The organism is Exiguobacterium sp. E17S (assembly GCF_057772545.1).
The window spans coordinates 302,585-322,318 of sequence record NZ_JBYLRU010000001.1 but is presented as its reverse complement, the minus strand read 5'-3'; the positions used below and the strand labels follow the sequence as shown (position 1 = coordinate 322,318).

The window sequence follows — 19,734 nt, the reverse complement described above, 5'->3', positions numbered from 1 at the left end:
TTTCCTGCTTTATTCAAGCAGGAAAGCGGGTCTTATTTGTCTCTGTCAGCGCAAAGATGCGCTTTTCCTTGTAGGAGTTGCGTGAAACGCGTCATTCTTTTTGTTACAAGATAGGGGTGGCAGATCATCATTCTGCCACCCTTATCTTTGTAGAGACTGACTGTTGAGTTAGCCCCTTTCCTATTCACTGACTCGTCATCAATTTCCCCAAATTGATGTTACGTATTCCGGATGATCGATGAACGGATTCCGGTTTTTTTGCCACTTCTCGAAGATGACATCGTTGCGACGTTTCTCGAAGCTATCAACTGGGTCAAGCTTATTCCATGCTTTCAGCGTCGACAATTTGCCGTGTAACGGGTTCGTACCATTATTGACGTTTTCTGAAGCTTCGAGATCGATTTCTCCGCCACCTTCATAACGAACCGCCATGTAGAAGATCATCCGCGCGATATCACCTTTGACACGGTTCGGTGGTTCCCACGAATCGCTATCGCGATAGCAATCGCAACCACTGTATTTTGTACCGCCATTATCGAAATCTAGATTCCCACGTGCGCTGTTGACGACAACATCTTCTGGACGCAAGTGATGCAAGTCTGTTCCTGGACCGTTTGACGTACCAAAGTCACCGTGTGACTTTGCCCAGACATGTTCACGATTCCATTGGCCGACATTCCCACCGTTGTTACTTTTCGCAATCGATTTCCCCGTGTATAACTCAATGACATTATTCGCATTGTTTGGATCTTGATCCGTTTCTTTCAGTGCTGTCCATACCGTGTCGTATGACACTTGTGTATGGTTGTCAATGATATCGTGCAGCGATGCCTTCAACGCTGCCCCTGTCTTGCCCGCTGCTGGTAAATAGTACGCATCGATCGTCGATTGTGACGTGACCATCTGCGGACCTGTTGAAACTTGTTTTGGATCAACTGTTTTTGCTGTGACCGGTGTAAAGACGATTGACCCGAGCGCAAGTGTTGCGGCAAGCGCACCTGTGACCTTTGACTTCCAGTTCATGTGTGTTCCCCCTTAAATGGTATGTATGAAAGCGGATGTTACACGCTCATTTTCACACCGAATCCATTCCTGGTGGAAGATGGACGATAGACCTGCTTTTTTGAAGATGAGTCGTCGTTCAGAATATTCATCGAAAGGCAACGGTTAGATGGTCCTGATTTTTTTCATTCATGACGTCAATCCCATCAAAATAGTTCTTCAGAAGAAATATTCTAGGGTCAAAAGTCACGAACAAAAGAGACTTACAAATAAGAATCCGGGACGATATTCCTCCTGTCTGAAGCTTCCCTATAATAAATAATGCAAGCGCTTTCACAAATCATAAGGAGGTCTTTACGTGAAACAAAAAAGATGGATTTTAGCAACCGTCGCATCCGCTGCTTTTTTAGCGCCACTTGCGCAACCGATTGCAGTCGGTGCCACAGCTGACAATGGTACGATGATGCAGTATTTCGAATGGTACGTGCCAAATGACGGTAGCCACTGGAACCGTCTCGGGAGTGACGCAACAAAGCTCGATCAGCTCGGAATCACATCGGTCTGGATCCCCCCTGCCTACAAAGGGACTTCGCAAAATGATGTCGGATACGGCGCCTACGATCTATACGATTTAGGTGAGTTCAATCAAAAAGGAACGGTCCGTACGAAATACGGCACAAAGGCGCAATTAAAAACGGCGATCGGACAATTGCATACCGCTGGAATCGATGTCTATGGTGATGTCGTCATGAACCATAAAGGTGGCGCCGATTTCACGGAAGCCGTCACGGCAGTCGAAGTCAACCCGGGTAACCGTAATCAAGAAGTCTCTGGCGATTATCAAATTCAAGCATGGACGGGTTTCAATTTTGCAGCACGAAATAACCTCTACTCGAACTTCAAGTGGAAATGGTACCATTTCGACGGCACGGACTGGGATCAATCACGTTCTAAGAGTGCCATCTACAAGTTCCGCGGTACCGGTAAAGCGTGGGATACGGATGTCTCAACTGAAAATGGCAACTACGATTACTTGATGTATGCGGATCTCGACTTCGATCATCCAGAAGTTCAGCAAGAAATGAAGAACTGGGGTAAATGGTACGTCAACGAACTTGGTCTTGATGGATTCCGTCTCGATGCCGTCAAGCATATCAAACATGGTTACTTAGCGGACTGGCTCGCGAACGTTCGTCAGACGACAGGCAAACCATTGTTCACAGTCGCAGAGTATTGGCAGAACGATCTCGGCACGTTGCAAAACTACTTAAGCCGGACGAATTATCAACAATCCGTCTTTGATGCACCGCTTCATTATAAGTTCGAACAGGCAAGTAAAGGCGGCGGATACTATGACATGCGGACGATCTTTGACGGTACTCTCGTCAAGAGCAATCCAGTCCAAGCCGTCACACTCGTAGAGAACCATGATTCGCAGCCTGGACAATCGCTTGAATCAACGGTTCAGTCATGGTTCAAACCGCTTGCTTACGCGATGATTCTGACACGTGAACAAGGCTATCCGTCGGTCTTCTATGGTGACTACTATGGTACAAAGGGTACATCGAATCGCGAAATTCCAGCACTCGCTTCGAAGATTGATCCGTTACTTAAAGCACGGAAGGACTTCGCGTTCGGGAAACAAAACGATTACCTCGATAACCAAGACATCATCGGTTGGACACGTGAAGGTGTCTCGGACCGGGCAAAATCAGGTCTTGCGACAATCCTTTCAGATGGTCCTGGCGGGAGTAAATGGATGTACGTCGGGCTTCAGAACAAAGGAGAAGTTTGGACAGACATCACTGGAAACAACACAGCATCGGTCACGATCAACCAAGATGGCTACGGTCAATTCTTCGTCAATGGTGGTTCGGTCTCCGTCTATCGTCAACAATAAGAAATCAAAAGAGGCTGACTCAAAAAAGAATGACGCGTCTTTTCACGCCCTTTCCTCAGGCGAGACACAAGCCAGTTTTCCTGCTTCGTTGAAGCAGGAAAGCGGGTCTTGTTCGTCTCTGACAGCGCATAAATGCGCTTGTTCCTGTAGGAGTGGCGTGTGACGCGTCATTCTTTTTGTTACGAGATAAGGATGGCAAATTATCATTCTGTCACCCTTATCTTTGTAGAGACTGACTTTTGAGTCAGCCCCTTCTTCATCATTCAGCGAGACCGACACTCGATTTGATATGATCTTCTGTTTCAATCGCTTGTAAGAGGAAATGCGCCACATCTGCGCGATTGATCTGTTTCGCATCTTCCGGTACACCTGTATCTGCTTGACGATAAAGTCCCGTCAACGGACCGTTCAGTAAACGGAGTGGTCGGGCTACCGTATAGTTCAAATCCGCTTGTTGCAAAAGCGCGATCGCTTGACGGTGATCCTTCAGTGGATTTTTCAGAATCCGCTGAGCGAGCATCCCTTGTACACCCGGTAATTCATCATCAACACCGGCAGACGCAACATAACCAATCCGGTCTACCCCCTGTTTTTTCATCGCTGTCACGATCCGAACGAGACTTCGTTCTAAAAAGCCATTGTAAGCAAGACTTTCCGTACCGAGTGCTGTCAGGACAGCCTCTTGCCCGGCAACAGCAGCCGTCACCGCTTCTTGATCGAGCACGTCGCCTTTAACGACATGTAACCGTTCGTCACGTAGCGTCAGTTTTTCCGGACTGCGGACGAAGGCTGTGACCTCATGCCCGTGATCAATCGCTTGCTTGACCAGTTCTTGCCCCGTTTGACCCGTCGCTCCAAAAATAATCAATTTCATACAAAACACCCTTTCTCTTTCAAGATCCACTGATTCCATCATACCCTCACCACTTGAAAATGAATCGTCGCACCTTGTCTTTATTTTCAGAAAATTGTTTTTATTTGTTAAGCGTGTATGCTAAAATCTTCCTAAGTACATATGGATATTTTTTCCTTAAAAACAGGAAGGAGGATCGCTTGTGTTACGGCAACGCTTTATCATGTCGCTTGGTGTCATTCTGATTGGTCTGTTCTTGTTTCAAACTACCGCGACGTACGTCTATACGCATTACATCATGCCGGATCCTGTTAAAAATCCATCAGACTGGCGATACGTAGATGGAGATATTGATCGTAAAAATGATTCTGGTCCCTCTCAAGTTACAAGAGACAAGATGCCATTTAGTCCAATCGAACGAATACCTGGTCCAAAAGAGCTCTGGAAATCCCTTAAAGCGGATGCTTCTGACTCCCCCTTTTCTTATCTGCAATACATCATTTTAATCAGCTTGTTTAGTTTCATGGTCTGGAAACTCGTTCAGTCGCGTCGCGTGAAAAAACGACGCAGGTCTACAGGAGAAGTAACGGATGACGTTCCATTTGCTCAATCGGTCTTTCGTCCTGCTTCTTTAAGAAAATCGCCTTACCTGTATGCATCGTATTCGTCTTCACGTGTCCGTGATCTCGTCATCCGCTTTGAGCAACACTTACCGCGCAGTCAGCAACGTCGTCCGAACGAAACGCTCGAAGACTGGTTACGTCGGATTGAAGTCCCTGTCGATTTTCAGTTATATCGGAATATCCGCTACGGTGATATGTCGGAAACGATCGTCACGAACGATGAGATTCTACGCTTCGAACAACAACTCGCACGCTACTCAATCATTTAACATTGGAGGGATTTCCTATGAAACTACAACAATTAAAAGACCAACTTAATTCCATCTATCTCGGTAAACCAGATGTTATTGACCTCTGTCTGACGGCATTGATCGCTGAAGGACACATCCTCCTTGAAGACGTACCGGGTACTGGGAAAACGATGCTCGCGAAGGCGCTTGCTCAAAGCTTCGAGAGTGCCTTCTCGCGGATCCAGTTCACGGCGGACCTTCTCCCGTCAGACGTCATCGGTTCGGACTTCTTCAACTTAAAGACGCAGGAGTTCGAGAATAAACGCGGTCCATTGTTTGCGAACGTCGTCTTGATCGATGAGATCAACCGCGCCGTTCCGCGGACACAATCGGCATTACTTGAAGCGATGGAAGAGCGTCAGGTCTCGATCGGTGGAACAACCTATCAGATGCCAGCTCCATTCTTTGTCATCGCAACACAAAACCCGATTGAATCGGCAGGAACATTCCCACTACCGGACGCCCAACTCGATCGATTCATGGTCGCAATTGAAGTCGGTTATCCGGATTTCGAAAATGAACGTCGCTTATTGTCTGAGATTCTGACGAACGTCCGTCGGTCAGCCGTCGGCATCGCGTCAGGTGGCGACTTGATTTCCTGGCAGGAAGAGGCACGCCGCGTCCATGCATCGCAAGACGTGCTCGATTATCTATTACACATCGTTCAAGCGACACGAAATCATGAACTCATTGAAGTCGGCGTCAGTCCGCGTGGAGCGATTGCATTACTTCGCGCCTCGCAAAGTTACGCGTTCTTGAATCAACGCGACTTCATCATTCCGGAAGATATCAAATATCTTGCAAAACACGTCCTATCCCATCGCCTGACACTGACACTCGAAGGTGGAATCAAGACGACGAAAGCGGCTGTTTTGACGCATATTCTGGACGACGTGCCGGTTCCGGTCGAGATGGGGTGACGAATCATGCAGATTGAACGTTCCGTCCCGTTTTGGCTTGAACGCCGACTTTTTCCACTGTACGTCACGATGACGTTCATCTTCCTCTTCATTCCGCGTCTTTCCGTCCTCGGTTTCCTGTTCGCAGCCTTGGCGACGATTCATTTCGTCGTCGGGCGAACAGAAAAGCAGTTGCGACGGGATGTCGCAATCGAATGGAAGCACTATGAATCATTGATGTTCAACCAGGAGAAGACATCGCTCCATTTACAAGTCTTCGGCGTCGAATCCTTGAGTCAGCTTGGGCTCGAAGCGACACTTCGTTTGCACACGGATGGCGGAGTCATCTTCCCGGAGATGGATCCACTACATCCGGCGACGTTTCATGCAGTGATTGACTCTGAAGACGCAGTGACGATCCCGATTCAGACGGTTCGCCGCGGACCAGCCGAGTTCGATGAGATCATCTTAACGATTCGCCTGCCTTGGAAGATGGGCGTTTATCTCTTTACGTTCGATACGTATCCATCGTTTACAGTCTTGCCGTCCTTGACGGCGCAAGCGACGCCGCTTCTTTTACAACGTTTACGGATCGGTGATCGACCGGACCGCTACTCACCGCTCAAGAACAAACTGGTTCAGCTTGGTGCAAAACCTTATACGGCGGAACCGTCAAAAGAGATCGATTGGTATGCGACGGCGAAGACCGGTCGTCTGCAGGCGAAAGTGTTCGAAACGAGCAATCAGGATACGTTTACGATTGCCTTAAATTTATCAGCTCCGAGCGGTTACGGTCTCCATCAACAATTTGAGACGTTCATTGAACAAGCCGCATTCCTGATCAGTGAATTAATCAAAGAAGGCTGTAAGATCGAACTATTCCTCAATCGACTCGACGGAGCGAACCGAATGACGCATCTCTCATTACAAGAAGGACAACCACAATTAAAACATGTCCTGATGACGCTCTCGACGGTCTCGACGCGTGATTCGTTCATCGCGACGCAACAGTTCGAACGCTACGTACTGCGCCGGAAACATATGAACAGTCAGTTGATCCAAATTGGCAATGACCGAATCCTCGCCATCGGTTGAGGATCCAAAGAAAGGAGTTTTTCCCTTCATGTTTTTTATCGCCCGAAAATCAATTCAGCTCATCGTGGCTTTTTTTGTCTTGATTGCGATCAGCGCCCTTCCAGCACTCGTTGCGCAAATGAAATTCAACCCAGCAAGCTACTGGGAAGGTCTGAAACAGCAATTTGCTCAATTAACGAAACTTGATGAGATTACCTATTTCAACGTAACCGCTCAAAAGGAGTTCTTATTGCTTCCTACCATCAGTCCCTTTATTAAAGAGACGTTAATCATCTTTACGACAGCTATGCTGGTCTCCGCTGTGTGTGCGATTTTTTATGCTTATTTGTTTTATCGGAGTGGCCGCAAAACACGCATGATGCTGAAACAGACAACGCGGACGCTTGAGATGGTTCCGGATCTGTTCTGGATCATTCTTTCACAATTCCTTGTCCTTTATCTGTTTAAAACGACCGGGTATGACAAAATCGAAATTGCGGGATCCTATGCTGAGTACATTCGTTTTTTACCGATTCTTACCCTAACGTTGACAACACTATTCTTCTTCATCAAATGGTTGACGACGCAAGTACTCGAACAGGAAGCTGCTCCTTTTCTTGAACTCGCACGGGCTAAAGGCATTCGTCCTGCCGCTCTTTTCTGGAAACACTTGATTCCGACAATGATCTATCGGTTTTATCTGTTTTTCCGAGCGAACATCATTACGGTCTTATCGAGTCTCGTGATCATTGAATACACGTTCGAAGTGCAAGGTATGTTCCGGTTCGTCTTTTATAATGGACAAATGCCGATTTTGATGGTCATCTTGTTCTTAATCTATCTACCGATTTTCATCATTGATTTGTTGGCAGAATGGCTTATTCCTAACGCCTGGAAAGGGGGGATTTGATGCGTCGTACTTTGATGCGAGATCCTGTCTTCTGGCTGTGTTTATTTTTACTCACTGGTTTACTGCTCCTTAGTTTTGGAAATACGATCTTTCGTGATGGTCAAGTCGATCAAATCTCGAACCGGTATGCTGAAGACGGTACGTTCCTTGCGACATCACCACTAAAACCGTCAAGTGATCAATGGCTCGGTACAGACCGCTCTGGCTATGACCTCTTTCAATTGATGATTGAAGGATTTAAATGGACAGCCGGTATTTGTATGATTGTTGCGCTCGGTCGAATGTTTCTTTCGCTAGTGATTGCGATTCCGCTAGCTTTTAGAAGTGCTCGCGTCAATCGATACTTAAAACTTATTCTTGATGGATTTTTAGTTTTACCGCTCTCTCTTGTCGCGTTGCTCATTTTGCTTCCATCACTTACGTTCTTTGATTCGACTGCTATCCCATCGTTGTTCGACCGTGTATCGTTCGAGTTGATCGTCTTGATTTTGCTTGGTCTCCCCTCTTTATCGCTTTATCTGATTGCTGAGACCCGTCAGTTACTTAGTCAAGAGTTCATGATTGTCGCCCAGACGCTTGGTGGCAGTCCGTGGCATCGGTTCAGACGCCACATTTGGCCACATCTTGTTCCAACGTTGACAATCGTTTTTATGCAACAGTTCATCCAAACGTTGATGTTACTCGTTCACTTATCACTTTTCAAAATTTTCTTCGCTGGAACGGTTAATTTACATGTAGGAACTGCCCCAACGATTTTTGAGTGGTCCTCGATGTTCGGTTATTACTATAACCAGTTTTCAGCGACGTCTTGGCTCAATCATATGTTCCTTGTTCCACTGATTGGGCTAGCATTAGTCGTCTTTTTCAGCAATCTATTCATGAGTCGACTCGAACGGGCTTTCCGCTTCCGCCAGCAACTAAAACCAATCAAGCTATCGGCATCTCGTGCTCAAGACGAAGCCGCTGCGACGTCGATGGTCGATCCCTTCACACTCGTTGCCCGGAACTCCCGTCACGATTCTGATTGACAATCCATTTTTTTCCTCTTACACTAGAAAAAAACACGAAATGAGGGCGTCCGATGTAAGTCATTCTGAATTCTCACTCCTAACTAAATACGTACGATATGGAGGTCATTCAGAATGAACCGGTTTACGCTTTTATTGGTCAGTCAATGGATTGCGAATGCGGGAGATGCGCTCTATATCGTCTCCTTGATCGCGATGATCTATCAAACGACAGGGCAAGCGAGTCTCGCTGCCCTGTTTCCTGTTCTCGTCACAGCAGGCATGACAGGAAGCGGCTTCTTATTCGCCCAAGTCGCTCAACGTGTTCCCCATGCCTCCTTGTTGTTCGGCAGTCAACTCCTCAAGACGATTCTATTAGGCGTCATCTGGGGATTTGATTTACCACTGCCACTTATCCTCGCACTCGTTGGATGTATCGCTTTCTTCGACGGATTTGCTCGTCCGATCGAAAGTGCCTTCATCCCTCGACTGTGTCAGGATGTTCAGAAAGCTAACAGTCTCGTACAAGGTTCGAATCAAGTGATTCAGCTCATCATGTGGCCGCTCGGCGCCATTCTGGTCAGCTGGTTATCGCCTCTTTCCGTCTTGTCCGTCTCGGCTAGTCTGTTTTTAGGTGCCAGTCTCATCAGCTATCTGTTCTATCGAAGCGTCCGCTCTCTACCCGACCCTTCGATGGAAGAAGAAGACGTCTCCTTCCGGTCGAGTATTCGCTACACGCGATCGCATTCTTTCGCGAAAGCCAACACGTATCTCGTCGGAATCGATGCGTTCGTCAGTACGGCGTGGATTTCTGCTCTGTTCCTCGTCTACATCGACACACATTTCCAGCTATCGGAACGCTGGTGGGGCATTCTAAATGCCTTCTATCTGCTGAGCATGATTGCCGGCAGTTACATGATGTTACGTCGTCGTGGAACGCGTTCGTTGCTTTATCGTAGTATCGGCTTTTCGATTGTTGCGACCTTCTTGTTTGCTTTCGCTCCAATCGTCACACTTGCCGTGATAGCTTGTCTGTTCCAAGGGTTTGCAAGTCAAGTCCGAGCGATCGAGCTGAATACGTTGTTGCAGACGACGACACCACTCGAACGGTTACCGTATGTCTATAGCGTGCAACAAACCGTGTATGCACTCTGCTTCTGTCTCGGTAGTCTGCTGTTCGGATGGCTTGCCGATCTGTTTGCGATCGAGATTGTCTATGCGCTCGCAGGAGTCCTCTCCTTGTTGATGTGGCAACCAGCTCGCCAGGTATTAGCACGTTCCTCTCAGGAGCAACGACACGTGTCGTAATAAATGACAGTCAAAAGAGGCTGACTCAAAAAAGAATGACGCGTCTTTTCACGCCCTTTCCTCAGGCGAGACACAAGCCCGTTTTCCTGCTTCGTTGGAGCAGGAAAGCGGGTCTTGTTCGTCTCTGACAGCGCATAAATGCGCTTGTTCCTGTAGGAGTGGCGTGTGACGCGTCATTCTTTTTGTTACGAGATAAGGATGGCAGATTATCATTCTGCCATCCTTATCTTTGTAGAGGCTGACTTTTGAGTCAGCCCCTTTTTTGATTCAGTTCTGACGCATTCGCGTCACACTATACAACAGAAGCAACATAAGTGAGACGAGACCGAGCGCGGCATAGGTCATCTGAAGCGAGAAGACACGTTCGACGAAGACGAACAGCGTACCGGTTCCAAGCACAGTTAAACGTTCAATGACTGAGATCAGCGACGTAAACGTTGCGCGTCCATTTGGCGGTGCAACTTCTTGGATGACAGTGGTCACATAAGGCTCAGCCCAGCCATAGCACAAGTACAGCGTACCGAGTAACCCGATACTGACGAGCGGAGAGGCAACCGACAATCCGGCAAGACACACGATATAGATCATCGCCCATCCGACGGGCGATCGGAACCGAGATAATGACGCACCGATCGCCTGCATGATTTGGAATAACACGAAGACGAATCCGAAATGGACCATCGGTATCGTTTGATCCCGTAGATAGAGTTGCCAAAACTCATCGACGAAATCAATCGTCGTCCCGTATAACAAGACAAGACAAAGAATTCGGACGTAGACGCGTCGAAACGAAAAACCGTTTAGCAACGTCTTCAACGAACTCGTCTCTCCGTCTTGTTCTCGCGATGCTTCCTTTAAGAAAAACGTCAGCAGTACTGTTCCGAGCAAAATCCACCAGGACACGTGATAGTGCCAAATCAAGTCTACCGATCGCACGGCGTAACTCCCGACAAGTGCCGCAAGTCCTGAAGTCAATAAACCACCGATTGAAATCAGTCGCCAGACCGTCTCGAATCGCTCTTCTATCCTTTGCATTCGCAATGTTTCATAGACGTGGGCTTCAATCGCTCCACTAAGTGCTGCGCCACCGATGCCGGCAAGGACCATCGCTAAGAGGAAGGCAAGTAAGGAGTGCGCTTCAATCAACACCGTAAACGATAACCACTCACATACGAAACCAGCCAGAATGAACGGCTTTCTACCCCACCGGTCGGATAACAAACCGAACGGAACCTCACCAATCAACATGACCCAAGCAAAGACGATTTCTGCGATGACGACGTCGGCAATGCTCATTCCCCGGTCTTCCCAGTAAAAGCGTTCAATCACATAAGCTGGAATGAACGAACTACTGGCTTCGATCAGGATCCAAAGAATGAGTGATCGTCGGACTTAACAAGGCCATCTGCTTCGCCGCATCTCCTCACTTCCTTTCTGTTTGATAGTAGTTAATTCCCGTTTTGCAGAGGAAACCAACAAAAAACGTTCTTTGATTTTTCAATCAAAGAACGTTTTTGACATTAACATTCATCTGCCGATTCCGTGACCGGTACGACGGACTGGACGATCGGTAGTTCGACGATGAACGCCGACCCGACACCTTCCGTTGATTCGACATGAATCATTCCTTCATGCGAACGAACGATTTCCTGACAAATCGCAAGACCAAGACCGGTACCGCCGATTTTTCGACTATCCGAATTATCGACTCGGTAAAACTTACTGAACAGTTGTGGTAGCGCGTGACGCGGAATACCAATCCCTTCGTCTTCGATCTTCAACTGAACCCGGTCTTCGACTTGACGCATCGTAATCGTGATCTGACCACCATCTGGTGAATACTTGATCGCATTGTTGATCAGGTTCGTGAACAACTGGCGCATTTTTTGTTCATCGGCATGAATCCGACCCGTCGTCGTTTCTTCAAAATCAAGGACAAGCTCGTGATCTTTTGCCGAAGCGGTATGGAACTCGACCGTTTCCTGAATGACTTTCGTCAGATCAAGCGGTTTAAAGTCATACTGTTGCTGACTCGATTCCATGCGCTGGACATCGAGGAAGTCGTTGACGAGATTCGTCAACCGTTCGGTTTCTGCATGAATCGTCTCGAGATACCGTTGACGTTTTGATTCCTGTACGTCGCGCGCGAGCATCAATTCCGTGTAGCCGTAAATCGAGGCAAGCGGTGTCCGCAACTCATGCGAGACGGTCGAGACGAATTCCGATTTCATCCGGTCGATCGCTGTCTCTGCCGTCACGTCACGTAAGACGAGCATCGTACCGCGGAAACAACCACCGTAATGAATTTCCTCTGCATACAGCGTGATGAATCGCTCTTCCTTGTTTAAGGACAACGCCAAGCTCTCCGTCGGAATTTCCTGACTGCAGACGTGATCCATGTAGGTTAAGAACGCCTCATGTTGATCGACTTGCACTGCCAACTCTTCGATTTTGACGTCGAGCGTCATCAATCCTTCTTCCGCCACTTGATCGTGCGCCGGATGATGGAATAAAGCGAGCAATGGTTTATTGGCAAAAATCGTCTCTCCTTCGATATAGATGACCGCTTCCCGAATCGAATGGAGAAGTTTGGACGTCTTTTCCCGTTCTCGTTCGACTTCTTCAAAGACACGCATCCGGAGCAAGGAGAGTGCCAATTGACGGGAGAACGACCAGATTTCGTTCGTCTGCTCTTCCGTAAAGGCATCTCGGTAACGGACGAGATAAATGCTTGCAATCATCGTGTTCGTCGCTGGATCCATCACCGGTACGACGATTTCGTACATCGTGTACGGATATGGGAGCGGATGATGACTCGCGACTTGTTTACTTGAACGAACGGCACGTTTGTTTAGACGGGCGCGTTCAAGTAATGACGTCGAAGCATGTAATAACTGATACTCTTGCTCCTTCGTCATCCCGTACGAGACGAGATTCGTATAGCGGTCTTGCTCTAAGAAGACGATCGCTCCGAGCTCCGCATCGGTAATTGTGATCAATTTTTCGATGATCGCCGGATACGCCGTCAACGTTTCGCGAGACGCGAGTGTCTCGGTCAACTCATTGCGATAACGCAAATGGGTCTCGTTACGTAAAGTGATGTCGAGTGCTTCTTCGAGCTCTTCCTGTTGCGATTGCAGTTCTTCTTGCTGAGCAATTAATTCTTCTTGTTGACTTTGGAGTTCGTCGTTACTTGCGACAAGTTGATGTTTTTGCCCGGAAATGGCGGCTGCCATCTGGTTGAACGTTGTCGTCAATTCACCAATCTCATCTTGACGATTCGTGATGACGATCGGCGTCGCATCTTCACCTTTAGCGAGTCGTCCACTTTCCCGGTTCAACTGACGCAACTGACGCGTCAAGCGGCGGACGAATGGTCGGACGAAAACGAGCGTGATCAATAAGAGGATTGCGATATTGACTGCTCCGAGAATTTGCGACGAGTTGACTTGTTTACCAAGCTGCTCTTGTGCCGCCATCTCTTGATCGTTTAAGGAATTACGATATTTTGTAAAAACGCTCTCCATATCAACGATACTTGAACTCATATCAGCCGCACTCTTCGTCTTGATGTTGAACTTTCGCTGTGGATCGAGTGGTTTTGATTTCGTGACCTTTCCAAGCGTCGGCATCTTCAAGAACGGCTCCGTCACTTTGCCGTCTTTTTTCGCCGCGACATAATTGACGAGGCTCGGCATGACGCGTTGGGTATACGCCGTGTAGAGTTCCCGTGCGTCCGTTGCATACTGTCGTTCTTCTTTAAAACGTGCATTTCGCTCGAACCACGTCGTTTGTTGATTGATACCATTTTTCTTTGCTTCGATTTCCTTCAGCATTTCTTCGTCACCAAGCAAGACGAAGCCCCGCATTTCGTACTGCATGCTTTGCCATGATTCGTACAAATCCGTCGCCCGTGTCCGATGTTCGTTTAACATCTTTAATTCTTGCCGTGATTCATCCACCTGTTGTTTCGTATATAGGTAGACACCACCTGTCGTTAACAGCAGTGTCAGAAAAATCACATAAAACGCAGACATGATTTGCCGTCCAATCGTTCGATTCAGCCATGTTTTCATTAAAGAAATTCAACTCCTTTCCCTTTATCCTTCTCCAGCAATAAAGGTATTCCCGTCCATTCATTGTAAACTTTTTTCAATCGATACACAGCATTCTGCTCAAAAAGATTTCAATTTCATACAACTTTAATCTAAATCGTTGTATATGACAATTAGATGTCACGATTCGATCGTTTTCAACAAAAAAAGAGCCCCTCAGGACCCTTTTTAATGATGATGGTGATGGCTATGACTATGACTCCGGACCGGCTGTTCGTCCGCTAAATGATCCGCATCCAAAATGCCGAGCCGTAAGTATTGGGCGACGACTTGTTTTTTCGTCGTTTCGGAAATCTGATCCGTTCCTTGGACGAGCCTTAAGATACCGGTCGCAATCCGGAACGGTTCGAGATTCGTCTTTTCCACCGGAAAACTTGTCAACGTTTCTAAGTAAGCGACGTAATTCAGTGCATCCGATTCATTAGGACTGACGAGACGCGCCGCATGCTCGCGCAGTTGTTGCGTCAATGAATTCGTTGAGATTCCCTTTGAGGCTGCAGAGATGACTCCAAACAGAATGAAACCGATGATGAGAACAAAAAATCCGACCATGAAAATCGGCATGCCCGAGAAGAAGCCGTCGCCTCCCAGTTCGCCTTCCATGAATGCTACTGTGAACATAGTGAACCCTCCAAATGAATAGAATGATGACGATCACTTATCCTACGTCATCCTCTTCAAGAAAGTTTCACCTAGTTAGGTAGTTTTTGTAAGTCAGCTTGGAACCAGTCTTCAACGAAGAAGCGTTCCGTCTCCGTCTCGATTTGATATGAATACAACACTTCGAAGTCGCCTTCCGTCAGCATCGGTAACGTCAATTCGCGTACGAGTTGGCGTAACTCTTCCGTCAACTCAGCTTCGTAGCGGATGAATCCATCTTCCCTGTGCTCGACTTCCGTCAAGTACGGAAGCAGGATGTGTTTGCCGAATGATTGTGGATCATCGATCACTTCCGCAGTCACACCAAACAGTTCTTCTGCTTCTTCGACCAGTCCTTCTGCCGACTGTACCTCAATATGGTCCGGAAACCAGACCGTCAAGCGGCGCCCTTCCTGTAACAGTCGTTCAAAGACAGGACGAAACGTTTGATTTTGAATCAGTTCGTATTGCATCAGTCTTCTCCTTTCGTGAATTCGAATTTTAATTGATCGCGTTCGAGATAAAGCATCGCCTTGAACTGACGCGCGTTCTTCTTCATCTCAAGTGGCTTTGTCTTTTGACCTGCGAGTACTTTTTTGACTTCCGTTTGTGTCAATTTGGCACCAAGGATCGTTTTCGGTAACGTAAAGCCACAGTTATTCTTCTGATAGCCGCTGCAGCCATAGAATTTCCCTCGATCAAGCACCGCTGATTGACACAGTGGGCACGGACCGACCGGACGATTCGTCGCACCCCGCGGAGACTTGCTTTTGACTTGCGTCGGATCAACAGCGAGTTGTTCGATCCGTTGTTTGGCATCAACGACGAGATGCTCTGATAATTTTTTTGCCTGTTCAATGAACTGGGCAGCCGATGCTTCCCCTTTGCCGATTTGCTCGAGACGGCTTTCCCACTTCGCTGTCATCTCTGGTGAAGCAAGAATACTTCCCGTCACGGCATCGATCAAGATTCGACCTTTTGGCGTCGGATGAATCTCTTTTTTGACAAGTTTAATGTACTCGCGTCGTTTTAGTCCGTCGATGATCCCGGCACGGGTTGCTTCCGTCCCGAGTCCCTCGACTTCCTTCATGATCGCTTGTAGCTCATCTTCGAGTAATTTGCCAGCTGTTTTCATGCCGAGGATGAGTGTCCCTTCCGTATAGCGTTTCGGCGGCTCCGTTTGTTTCTCAAGCAGACGACAGCCTTTGATCGGCATCTCTTGTCCTTGTTCGACGGCTGGTAATTCGACTTCCTTTGACTCGATTTGTAAGACCTGTTTAAAGCCCGGATCAATCGTCCGACTGCCGCGTGTCAAAAAACGGTCCATCTCACGCGTCGTCACGATTTCCGTTTTCTCCGAGACAGCGTCCGGTGCAAAGGCAGCAAGGAAACGGCGAACGATTAAATCGTAGACTTGCGCATCTCGTCCAGAGAGCTTCGCGACGGCACCCGCCTCTTCTGTTGGAATGATCGCATAGTGGTCGCTGACCTTTGCCGGATTGACGTAGCGTTTATCGTTAGCTGGATTGTTCGTCAGGACACCCTTGATTGGGCTATATTCCGCTTGCTTCAATAACCGATCAAGAATGACCGGGAACTGTCCCGCCTCCTCTTTCGTCACGAAGGAAGAGTCCGTTCGCGGATAACTGATCCAACCACGGATATAGAGTTTTTGCGCGATATCGAGCGTCTCTTTTGCACCGAGACCAAACCGTCGGCTCGCTTCTGTTTGTAAGAGCGACAAACTGAACCAAAACGGTGGACGTTCCGTCTGCCGTTTTTTCTCGATCGATGCGACGATTCCGGTTCCTTTCGTCCGATCCACGATCGCTTGTGCCTGTTCCCGATCACTCAGTTTCGTCTGTTTCTTCGCATTGATATATTTTCCTTTGTATCGCGTAAAATCCGCCTCGACTTCGTAGTACGTCTCCGGTAAGAAATTCTCGATCTGTTTTTCCCGTTCAACGATCAGTGCAAGCGTCGGTGTCTGGACTCGTCCGAGGGAAAAAACGTCGGCGATGCCCTTCTTCTTCAGTAACGTCGTATACGCACGGGACGCATTCATCCCGATCAGCCAATCGGCGCAAGCGCGACTCATCGCCTCATGGAAGATGTTCTCTGTTTCCTTACCATCGAGCAGGTTCGCAAACCCATGATCAACCGCTTGAGGCGTCAAACTCGAAATCCAGAGTCGTTGCAGTGGTTTCGCGTTGTTCGCGAGACGTAGGATCAATCGGACGATTGCCTCTCCCTCTCGCTCGGCATCCGATGCTATAATGATGGAAGTCGTCGTCCGCTCATTCAATAATTTCTTGATGACTTGGTACGGTTTACTCTTACCTTTTGCCAGTCGGTAATCAAATCGTTCCGGGATGATCGGCAGATGATCGTAGTTCCATCGTTTCCATTTGGCGTCATAATGCGCCGGCTCCTGCAGTTCACATAAGTGTCCGACCGCATAGGCGAGTTTTGCTCCTTGCGGAAACCGGTCACACGGCTTGATTTCAATGTAGCCGTCCCGCTTCACGGACGGATACGGTGCTGCCAGTTTTTCAGCTTGTTTTGGTTTTTCAGCAATGATCAATTGCACACGCTTCACCCTCATTTCCTTACTTCAGACATGTGGAGGTACCCATGCCCTATTTTACGTTATTCATGGCTTTATTCTTTATTTCAACATCGGCAATCTTCGTCAAGTGGGCGGAGACACCGATCGAGGCTGTCGCCTTTTACCGCATGTTGTTTTCGACCTTGTTGTTGCTCCCACTCATTCGATTGAAGGAACTGTTGCAACTCAGTTCGTCGACGATCCGGCATATGCTATTAAGTGGCATTTTGCTCGCCGGGCATTTTTGGCTGTGGTTCCTCTCTCTTGATTATACGACAGTTGCGAGCTCGACGCTCTTCGTGACCGCGAGTCCGATTTTTGTCCTGGCCGGTAACGCGTTATTCTTCAAACAACACCCGTCACGCAAAGCACTCCTGTTCGTCGCTGTCGCCTTATTTGGTGGCGGTCTCGTCGCTTATGGAGATATCGCCGTCGGCATGCGCGCCTTAATCGGGGACGGTCTTGCCTTGCTCGCAACGATTCTCGTCGCTGGTTACTGGTTGCTCGGTCAACATGTTCGCACGAGCGTCTCGACGAACCTCTATTCGTTCGGTGTCTACGCCGTCGCGTCGCTCGTCTTGCTTTTGTTATCGTTGATTCAATCGACGAATCTCGTTGCTGCGTTCCAACAGGATTGGTGGTTGTATATTCTTCTTGCCGTCTTCCCGACGTTACTCGGTCACAATTTATTCAACTGGGCGCTCGCTCGTGTCAGCGCCAGCATCGTCAGTATCACGATTCTTGGTGAAGCGGTTTGGGGGATGATCTTCGGATACTATCTGTTTGATGAGAAGTTGACATGGATTCAAATCACCGGTGCCGCTTTACTATTGATCGGAATCGGATTGTTCCTCCGACGCAACGAACGCGATATTCGCGAACAACTCGCCCAGCGTGAGAGTGCCACTAGTCAATCTTCTTAATGACAAAAGCGAACCAGGATGATCATCATCCTGGTTCGCTTTTTCATTACGATCGTGGATCGTCAGGTCGAACTTTCGGTAAACGCCATGTCATCGCGAACGCGAGAATCGCACAAAGGACGCCACCGATGAAGACGTAACGTAATCCATGTGATAACGCGAGTTCTGCCGCATACTGCACATCCTGTCCGAACGTTTTTGCCGTACTCGATTGGAAAAATGGATCAATCGCGTACCCTGAGAGCGTGTCCGACGCTGAAAACGAACGAAGGATGGATAGGTTGAAGATCGTACCGAAGATCGCAACACCGAGCGTCTGTCCCGTCGTACTCAAGAACGAGTTGACGGCCGTCGCTGAGCCACGAAGTGACCAATCGACGGAAGTCTGCAAGACGACCATAAAGACAGGCTGTGAGAGACCAAAACCAATTCCGATCAGCGAAACAGCAAGATAGATGAAGACATCACTTGATTCGCGCGTGATTAACGATAAAATCACAGTACCGACGATCAGCAATCCCATTCCTGTCATCGTCCGGTACCGGGGCGAGGCGACACCTATCGTCCGTCCACCGATGATGGCGGTCAGCGTCCAAAAAAGCGACAGCGGCATCAACATGAAACCGGCCTCGGTCGGACTCTTCCCGAGTACCCCTTGGGCAAAAATCGGAATATACGCTGACATCGAGACGAGCACCCAGGCGGAAAAGAAGACCGCTAAGTTGATCACGAGAATGACCGGATGGCGAATGACTGCTGGTGGTAAGAGTGGATCGCTCGCCTTTTTCTCGACCCGATAGAACGTGAACAACAACACGAAACTAATGAAAAAGCTCGCTAGAATGATCGGACGCAAGAACGTCTCCGATTCACTCCCCGACAATAAGCCATACAGAAACGCACTCATCCCGAGCGCAAACAATAACGCGCCCCGGTAATCGATTTTCCGCTCCGTTTCACGGACCGTCTCTTTGTAGTAAACGACGATCATGAAGAAAGACAATAACGCAAACGGTACGTTTAGTAAGAAAATATACCGCCACGAAAGCGATTCGACGAGGAATCCACCGACGAGTGGTCCAGCGACACCCGAGATTCCCCAGACAGCGCTGAGCACTCCTTGGATTTTCCCCCGTTCCTCATATGTATACAAATCACCGATGATCGTCATCGCGATCGGCAATACGGCTCCTGCCCCGATTCCTTGGACGGCGCGGAAGACGATCAACATCTCCATCGATTGAGCAAGTCCACAGGCTAACGAAGCGACGGTGAAGACGCCGATTCCGAATAACAGAACTCGTTTTCGACCATATAAATCTGCCATCTTGCCGTAAATCGGTGTTGATACCGCCATGAACAACAAGAACCCGGCAAAGATCCAACTGACTAATTTCGCCCCGTTCAATTCACTCGCCATGACAGGTGTTGCTGTTGCAACGATCGTCCCCTCGATCGCGGCTAAAAACGTCGCGAGCAACAAGGCGACGGTTACTTTTTTCCTCATCTGTTCCACTTCCCCTCTACTGTTCTATCATACTGGTTGGACCAGTGATAAGAAAAGTAAATGCTTACGAAACAGG

Annotated in this window: 16 protein-coding genes; 8 read left to right on the top strand and 8 right to left on the bottom strand. The window is 48.3% G+C overall.

Annotated elements, in window-relative coordinates:
• Positions 1 to 198: 198 nt before the first annotated feature.
• Positions 199 to 1,023 carry an endonuclease I family protein gene (locus AC3B4V_RS01645; protein WP_488377592.1) on the bottom strand — a complete coding sequence of 275 codons (825 nt, stop codon included), beginning with the start codon at positions 1,021 to 1,023 and terminating at the stop codon, positions 199 to 201.
• Between the two features lie 337 nt (positions 1,024 to 1,360).
• Between AC3B4V_RS01645 and amyS the strand changes: the two genes are divergently transcribed.
• Positions 1,361 to 2,902 carry an alpha-amylase gene (amyS, locus tag AC3B4V_RS01640; RefSeq protein WP_488377591.1) on the top strand — a complete coding sequence of 514 codons (1,542 nt, stop codon included), beginning with the start codon at positions 1,361 to 1,363 and terminating at the stop codon, positions 2,900 to 2,902.
• A gap of 259 nt (positions 2,903 to 3,161) precedes the next feature.
• Here the strand turns inward: amyS and AC3B4V_RS01635 are convergent, their stop codons facing one another.
• On the bottom strand, positions 3,162 to 3,776 hold the full coding sequence (locus AC3B4V_RS01635; protein ID WP_223041541.1) for an NAD(P)-dependent oxidoreductase: 615 nt from the start codon (positions 3,774 to 3,776) through the stop codon (positions 3,162 to 3,164).
• Between the two features lie 181 nt (positions 3,777 to 3,957).
• Here AC3B4V_RS01635 and AC3B4V_RS01630 point away from each other — a divergent pair, with 181 nt between their 5' ends.
• The 6 genes from AC3B4V_RS01630 (at position 3,958) to AC3B4V_RS01605 (ending at position 9,866) form a co-directional block, all read left to right on the top strand.
• Positions 3,958 to 4,647: a hypothetical protein gene (locus AC3B4V_RS01630; RefSeq protein ID WP_488377590.1), complete on the top strand. Its 690-nt coding sequence runs from the start codon at positions 3,958 to 3,960 to the stop codon at positions 4,645 to 4,647.
• Positions 4,648 to 4,664: 17 nt separating this feature from the next.
• A complete protein-coding gene (locus AC3B4V_RS01625; RefSeq protein WP_029341157.1) occupies positions 4,665 to 5,588 on the top strand; it encodes an AAA family ATPase in 924 nt (307 codons plus the stop codon).
• A gap of 6 nt (positions 5,589 to 5,594) precedes the next feature.
• The gene (locus tag AC3B4V_RS01620) at positions 5,595 to 6,662 is read left to right on the top strand and encodes a DUF58 domain-containing protein (protein WP_023467648.1); all 1,068 of its coding nucleotides are present in this window, start codon (positions 5,595 to 5,597) and stop codon (positions 6,660 to 6,662) included.
• A 28-nt stretch (positions 6,663 to 6,690) separates the two neighbouring features.
• The gene (locus AC3B4V_RS01615; RefSeq protein ID WP_047390994.1) at positions 6,691 to 7,551 is read left to right on the top strand and encodes an ABC transporter permease subunit; all 861 of its coding nucleotides are present in this window, start codon (positions 6,691 to 6,693) and stop codon (positions 7,549 to 7,551) included.
• Positions 7,551 to 8,579: an ABC transporter permease subunit gene (locus tag AC3B4V_RS01610; protein ID WP_214769142.1), complete on the top strand. Its 1,029-nt coding sequence runs from the start codon at positions 7,551 to 7,553 to the stop codon at positions 8,577 to 8,579. Before AC3B4V_RS01615 ends, AC3B4V_RS01610 begins: the two co-directional genes overlap by 1 nt.
• A 114-nt stretch (positions 8,580 to 8,693) precedes the next feature.
• Positions 8,694 to 9,866: an MFS transporter gene (locus AC3B4V_RS01605; protein ID WP_290776239.1), complete on the top strand. Its 1,173-nt coding sequence runs from the start codon at positions 8,694 to 8,696 to the stop codon at positions 9,864 to 9,866.
• Positions 9,867 to 10,133: 267 nt separating this feature from the next.
• Here AC3B4V_RS01605 and AC3B4V_RS01600 read toward each other — a convergent pair whose 3' ends face one another.
• The 5 genes from AC3B4V_RS01600 to AC3B4V_RS01580 form a co-directional block, all read right to left on the bottom strand.
• Positions 10,134 to 11,207, bottom strand: coding sequence for an MFS transporter (locus AC3B4V_RS01600; RefSeq protein ID WP_488378215.1), 1,074 nt, complete (start codon positions 11,205 to 11,207; stop codon positions 10,134 to 10,136).
• A gap of 179 nt (positions 11,208 to 11,386) precedes the next feature.
• On the bottom strand, positions 11,387 to 13,942 hold the full coding sequence (locus AC3B4V_RS01595; protein ID WP_488377589.1) for an ATP-binding protein: 2,556 nt from the start codon (positions 13,940 to 13,942) through the stop codon (positions 11,387 to 11,389).
• A gap of 207 nt (positions 13,943 to 14,149) precedes the next feature.
• The gene (locus tag AC3B4V_RS01590; protein ID WP_488377588.1) at positions 14,150 to 14,602 is read right to left on the bottom strand and encodes a hypothetical protein; all 453 of its coding nucleotides are present in this window, start codon (positions 14,600 to 14,602) and stop codon (positions 14,150 to 14,152) included.
• 71 nt (positions 14,603 to 14,673) lie between these two features.
• Positions 14,674 to 15,093 (bottom strand): hypothetical protein, encoded by a 420-nt coding sequence (locus AC3B4V_RS01585; protein WP_023467641.1) that lies wholly within the window; start codon positions 15,091 to 15,093, stop codon positions 14,674 to 14,676.
• The gene (locus AC3B4V_RS01580) at positions 15,093 to 17,210 is read right to left on the bottom strand and encodes a DNA topoisomerase III (protein WP_488377587.1); all 2,118 of its coding nucleotides are present in this window, start codon (positions 17,208 to 17,210) and stop codon (positions 15,093 to 15,095) included. The genes AC3B4V_RS01585 and AC3B4V_RS01580 overlap by 1 nt, the downstream gene beginning before the upstream one ends.
• Positions 17,211 to 17,254: 44 nt before the next feature.
• Between AC3B4V_RS01580 and AC3B4V_RS01575 the strand changes: the two genes are divergently transcribed.
• Positions 17,255 to 18,151 (top strand): DMT family transporter, encoded by an 897-nt coding sequence (locus AC3B4V_RS01575; RefSeq protein ID WP_023467639.1) that lies wholly within the window; start codon positions 17,255 to 17,257, stop codon positions 18,149 to 18,151.
• A 46-nt stretch (positions 18,152 to 18,197) separates the two neighbouring features.
• On the opposite strand, the gene AC3B4V_RS01570 is transcribed toward AC3B4V_RS01575, so the two are convergent.
• Positions 18,198 to 19,658 (bottom strand): MDR family MFS transporter, encoded by a 1,461-nt coding sequence (locus tag AC3B4V_RS01570; RefSeq protein WP_488377586.1) that lies wholly within the window; start codon positions 19,656 to 19,658, stop codon positions 18,198 to 18,200.
• Positions 19,659 to 19,734: the final 76 nt, after the last annotated feature.

Coding starts and splice junctions, on each gene's coding strand:
- AC3B4V_RS01615 (WP_047390994.1), top strand. CDS start 6,691: ATGTTTTTTATCGCCCGAAAATCAATTCAGCTCATCGTGGCTTTTTTT.
- AC3B4V_RS01590 (WP_488377588.1), bottom strand. CDS start 14,602: ATGTTCACAGTAGCATTCATGGAAGGCGAACTGGGAGGCGACGGCTTC.
- AC3B4V_RS01645 (WP_488377592.1), bottom strand. CDS start 1,023: ATGAACTGGAAGTCAAAGGTCACAGGTGCGCTTGCCGCAACACTTGCG.
- AC3B4V_RS01570 (WP_488377586.1), bottom strand. CDS start 19,658: ATGAGGAAAAAAGTAACCGTCGCCTTGTTGCTCGCGACGTTTTTAGCC.
- AC3B4V_RS01635 (WP_223041541.1), bottom strand. CDS start 3,776: ATGAAATTGATTATTTTTGGAGCGACGGGTCAAACGGGGCAAGAACTG.
- AC3B4V_RS01620 (WP_023467648.1), top strand. CDS start 5,595: ATGCAGATTGAACGTTCCGTCCCGTTTTGGCTTGAACGCCGACTTTTT.
- AC3B4V_RS01575 (WP_023467639.1), top strand. CDS start 17,255: ATGCCCTATTTTACGTTATTCATGGCTTTATTCTTTATTTCAACATCG.
- AC3B4V_RS01625 (WP_029341157.1), top strand. CDS start 4,665: ATGAAACTACAACAATTAAAAGACCAACTTAATTCCATCTATCTCGGT.
- AC3B4V_RS01595 (WP_488377589.1), bottom strand. CDS start 13,942: ATGAAAACATGGCTGAATCGAACGATTGGACGGCAAATCATGTCTGCG.
- AC3B4V_RS01605 (WP_290776239.1), top strand. CDS start 8,694: ATGAACCGGTTTACGCTTTTATTGGTCAGTCAATGGATTGCGAATGCG.
- AC3B4V_RS01585 (WP_023467641.1), bottom strand. CDS start 15,093: ATGCAATACGAACTGATTCAAAATCAAACGTTTCGTCCTGTCTTTGAA.
- AC3B4V_RS01610 (WP_214769142.1), top strand. CDS start 7,551: ATGCGTCGTACTTTGATGCGAGATCCTGTCTTCTGGCTGTGTTTATTT.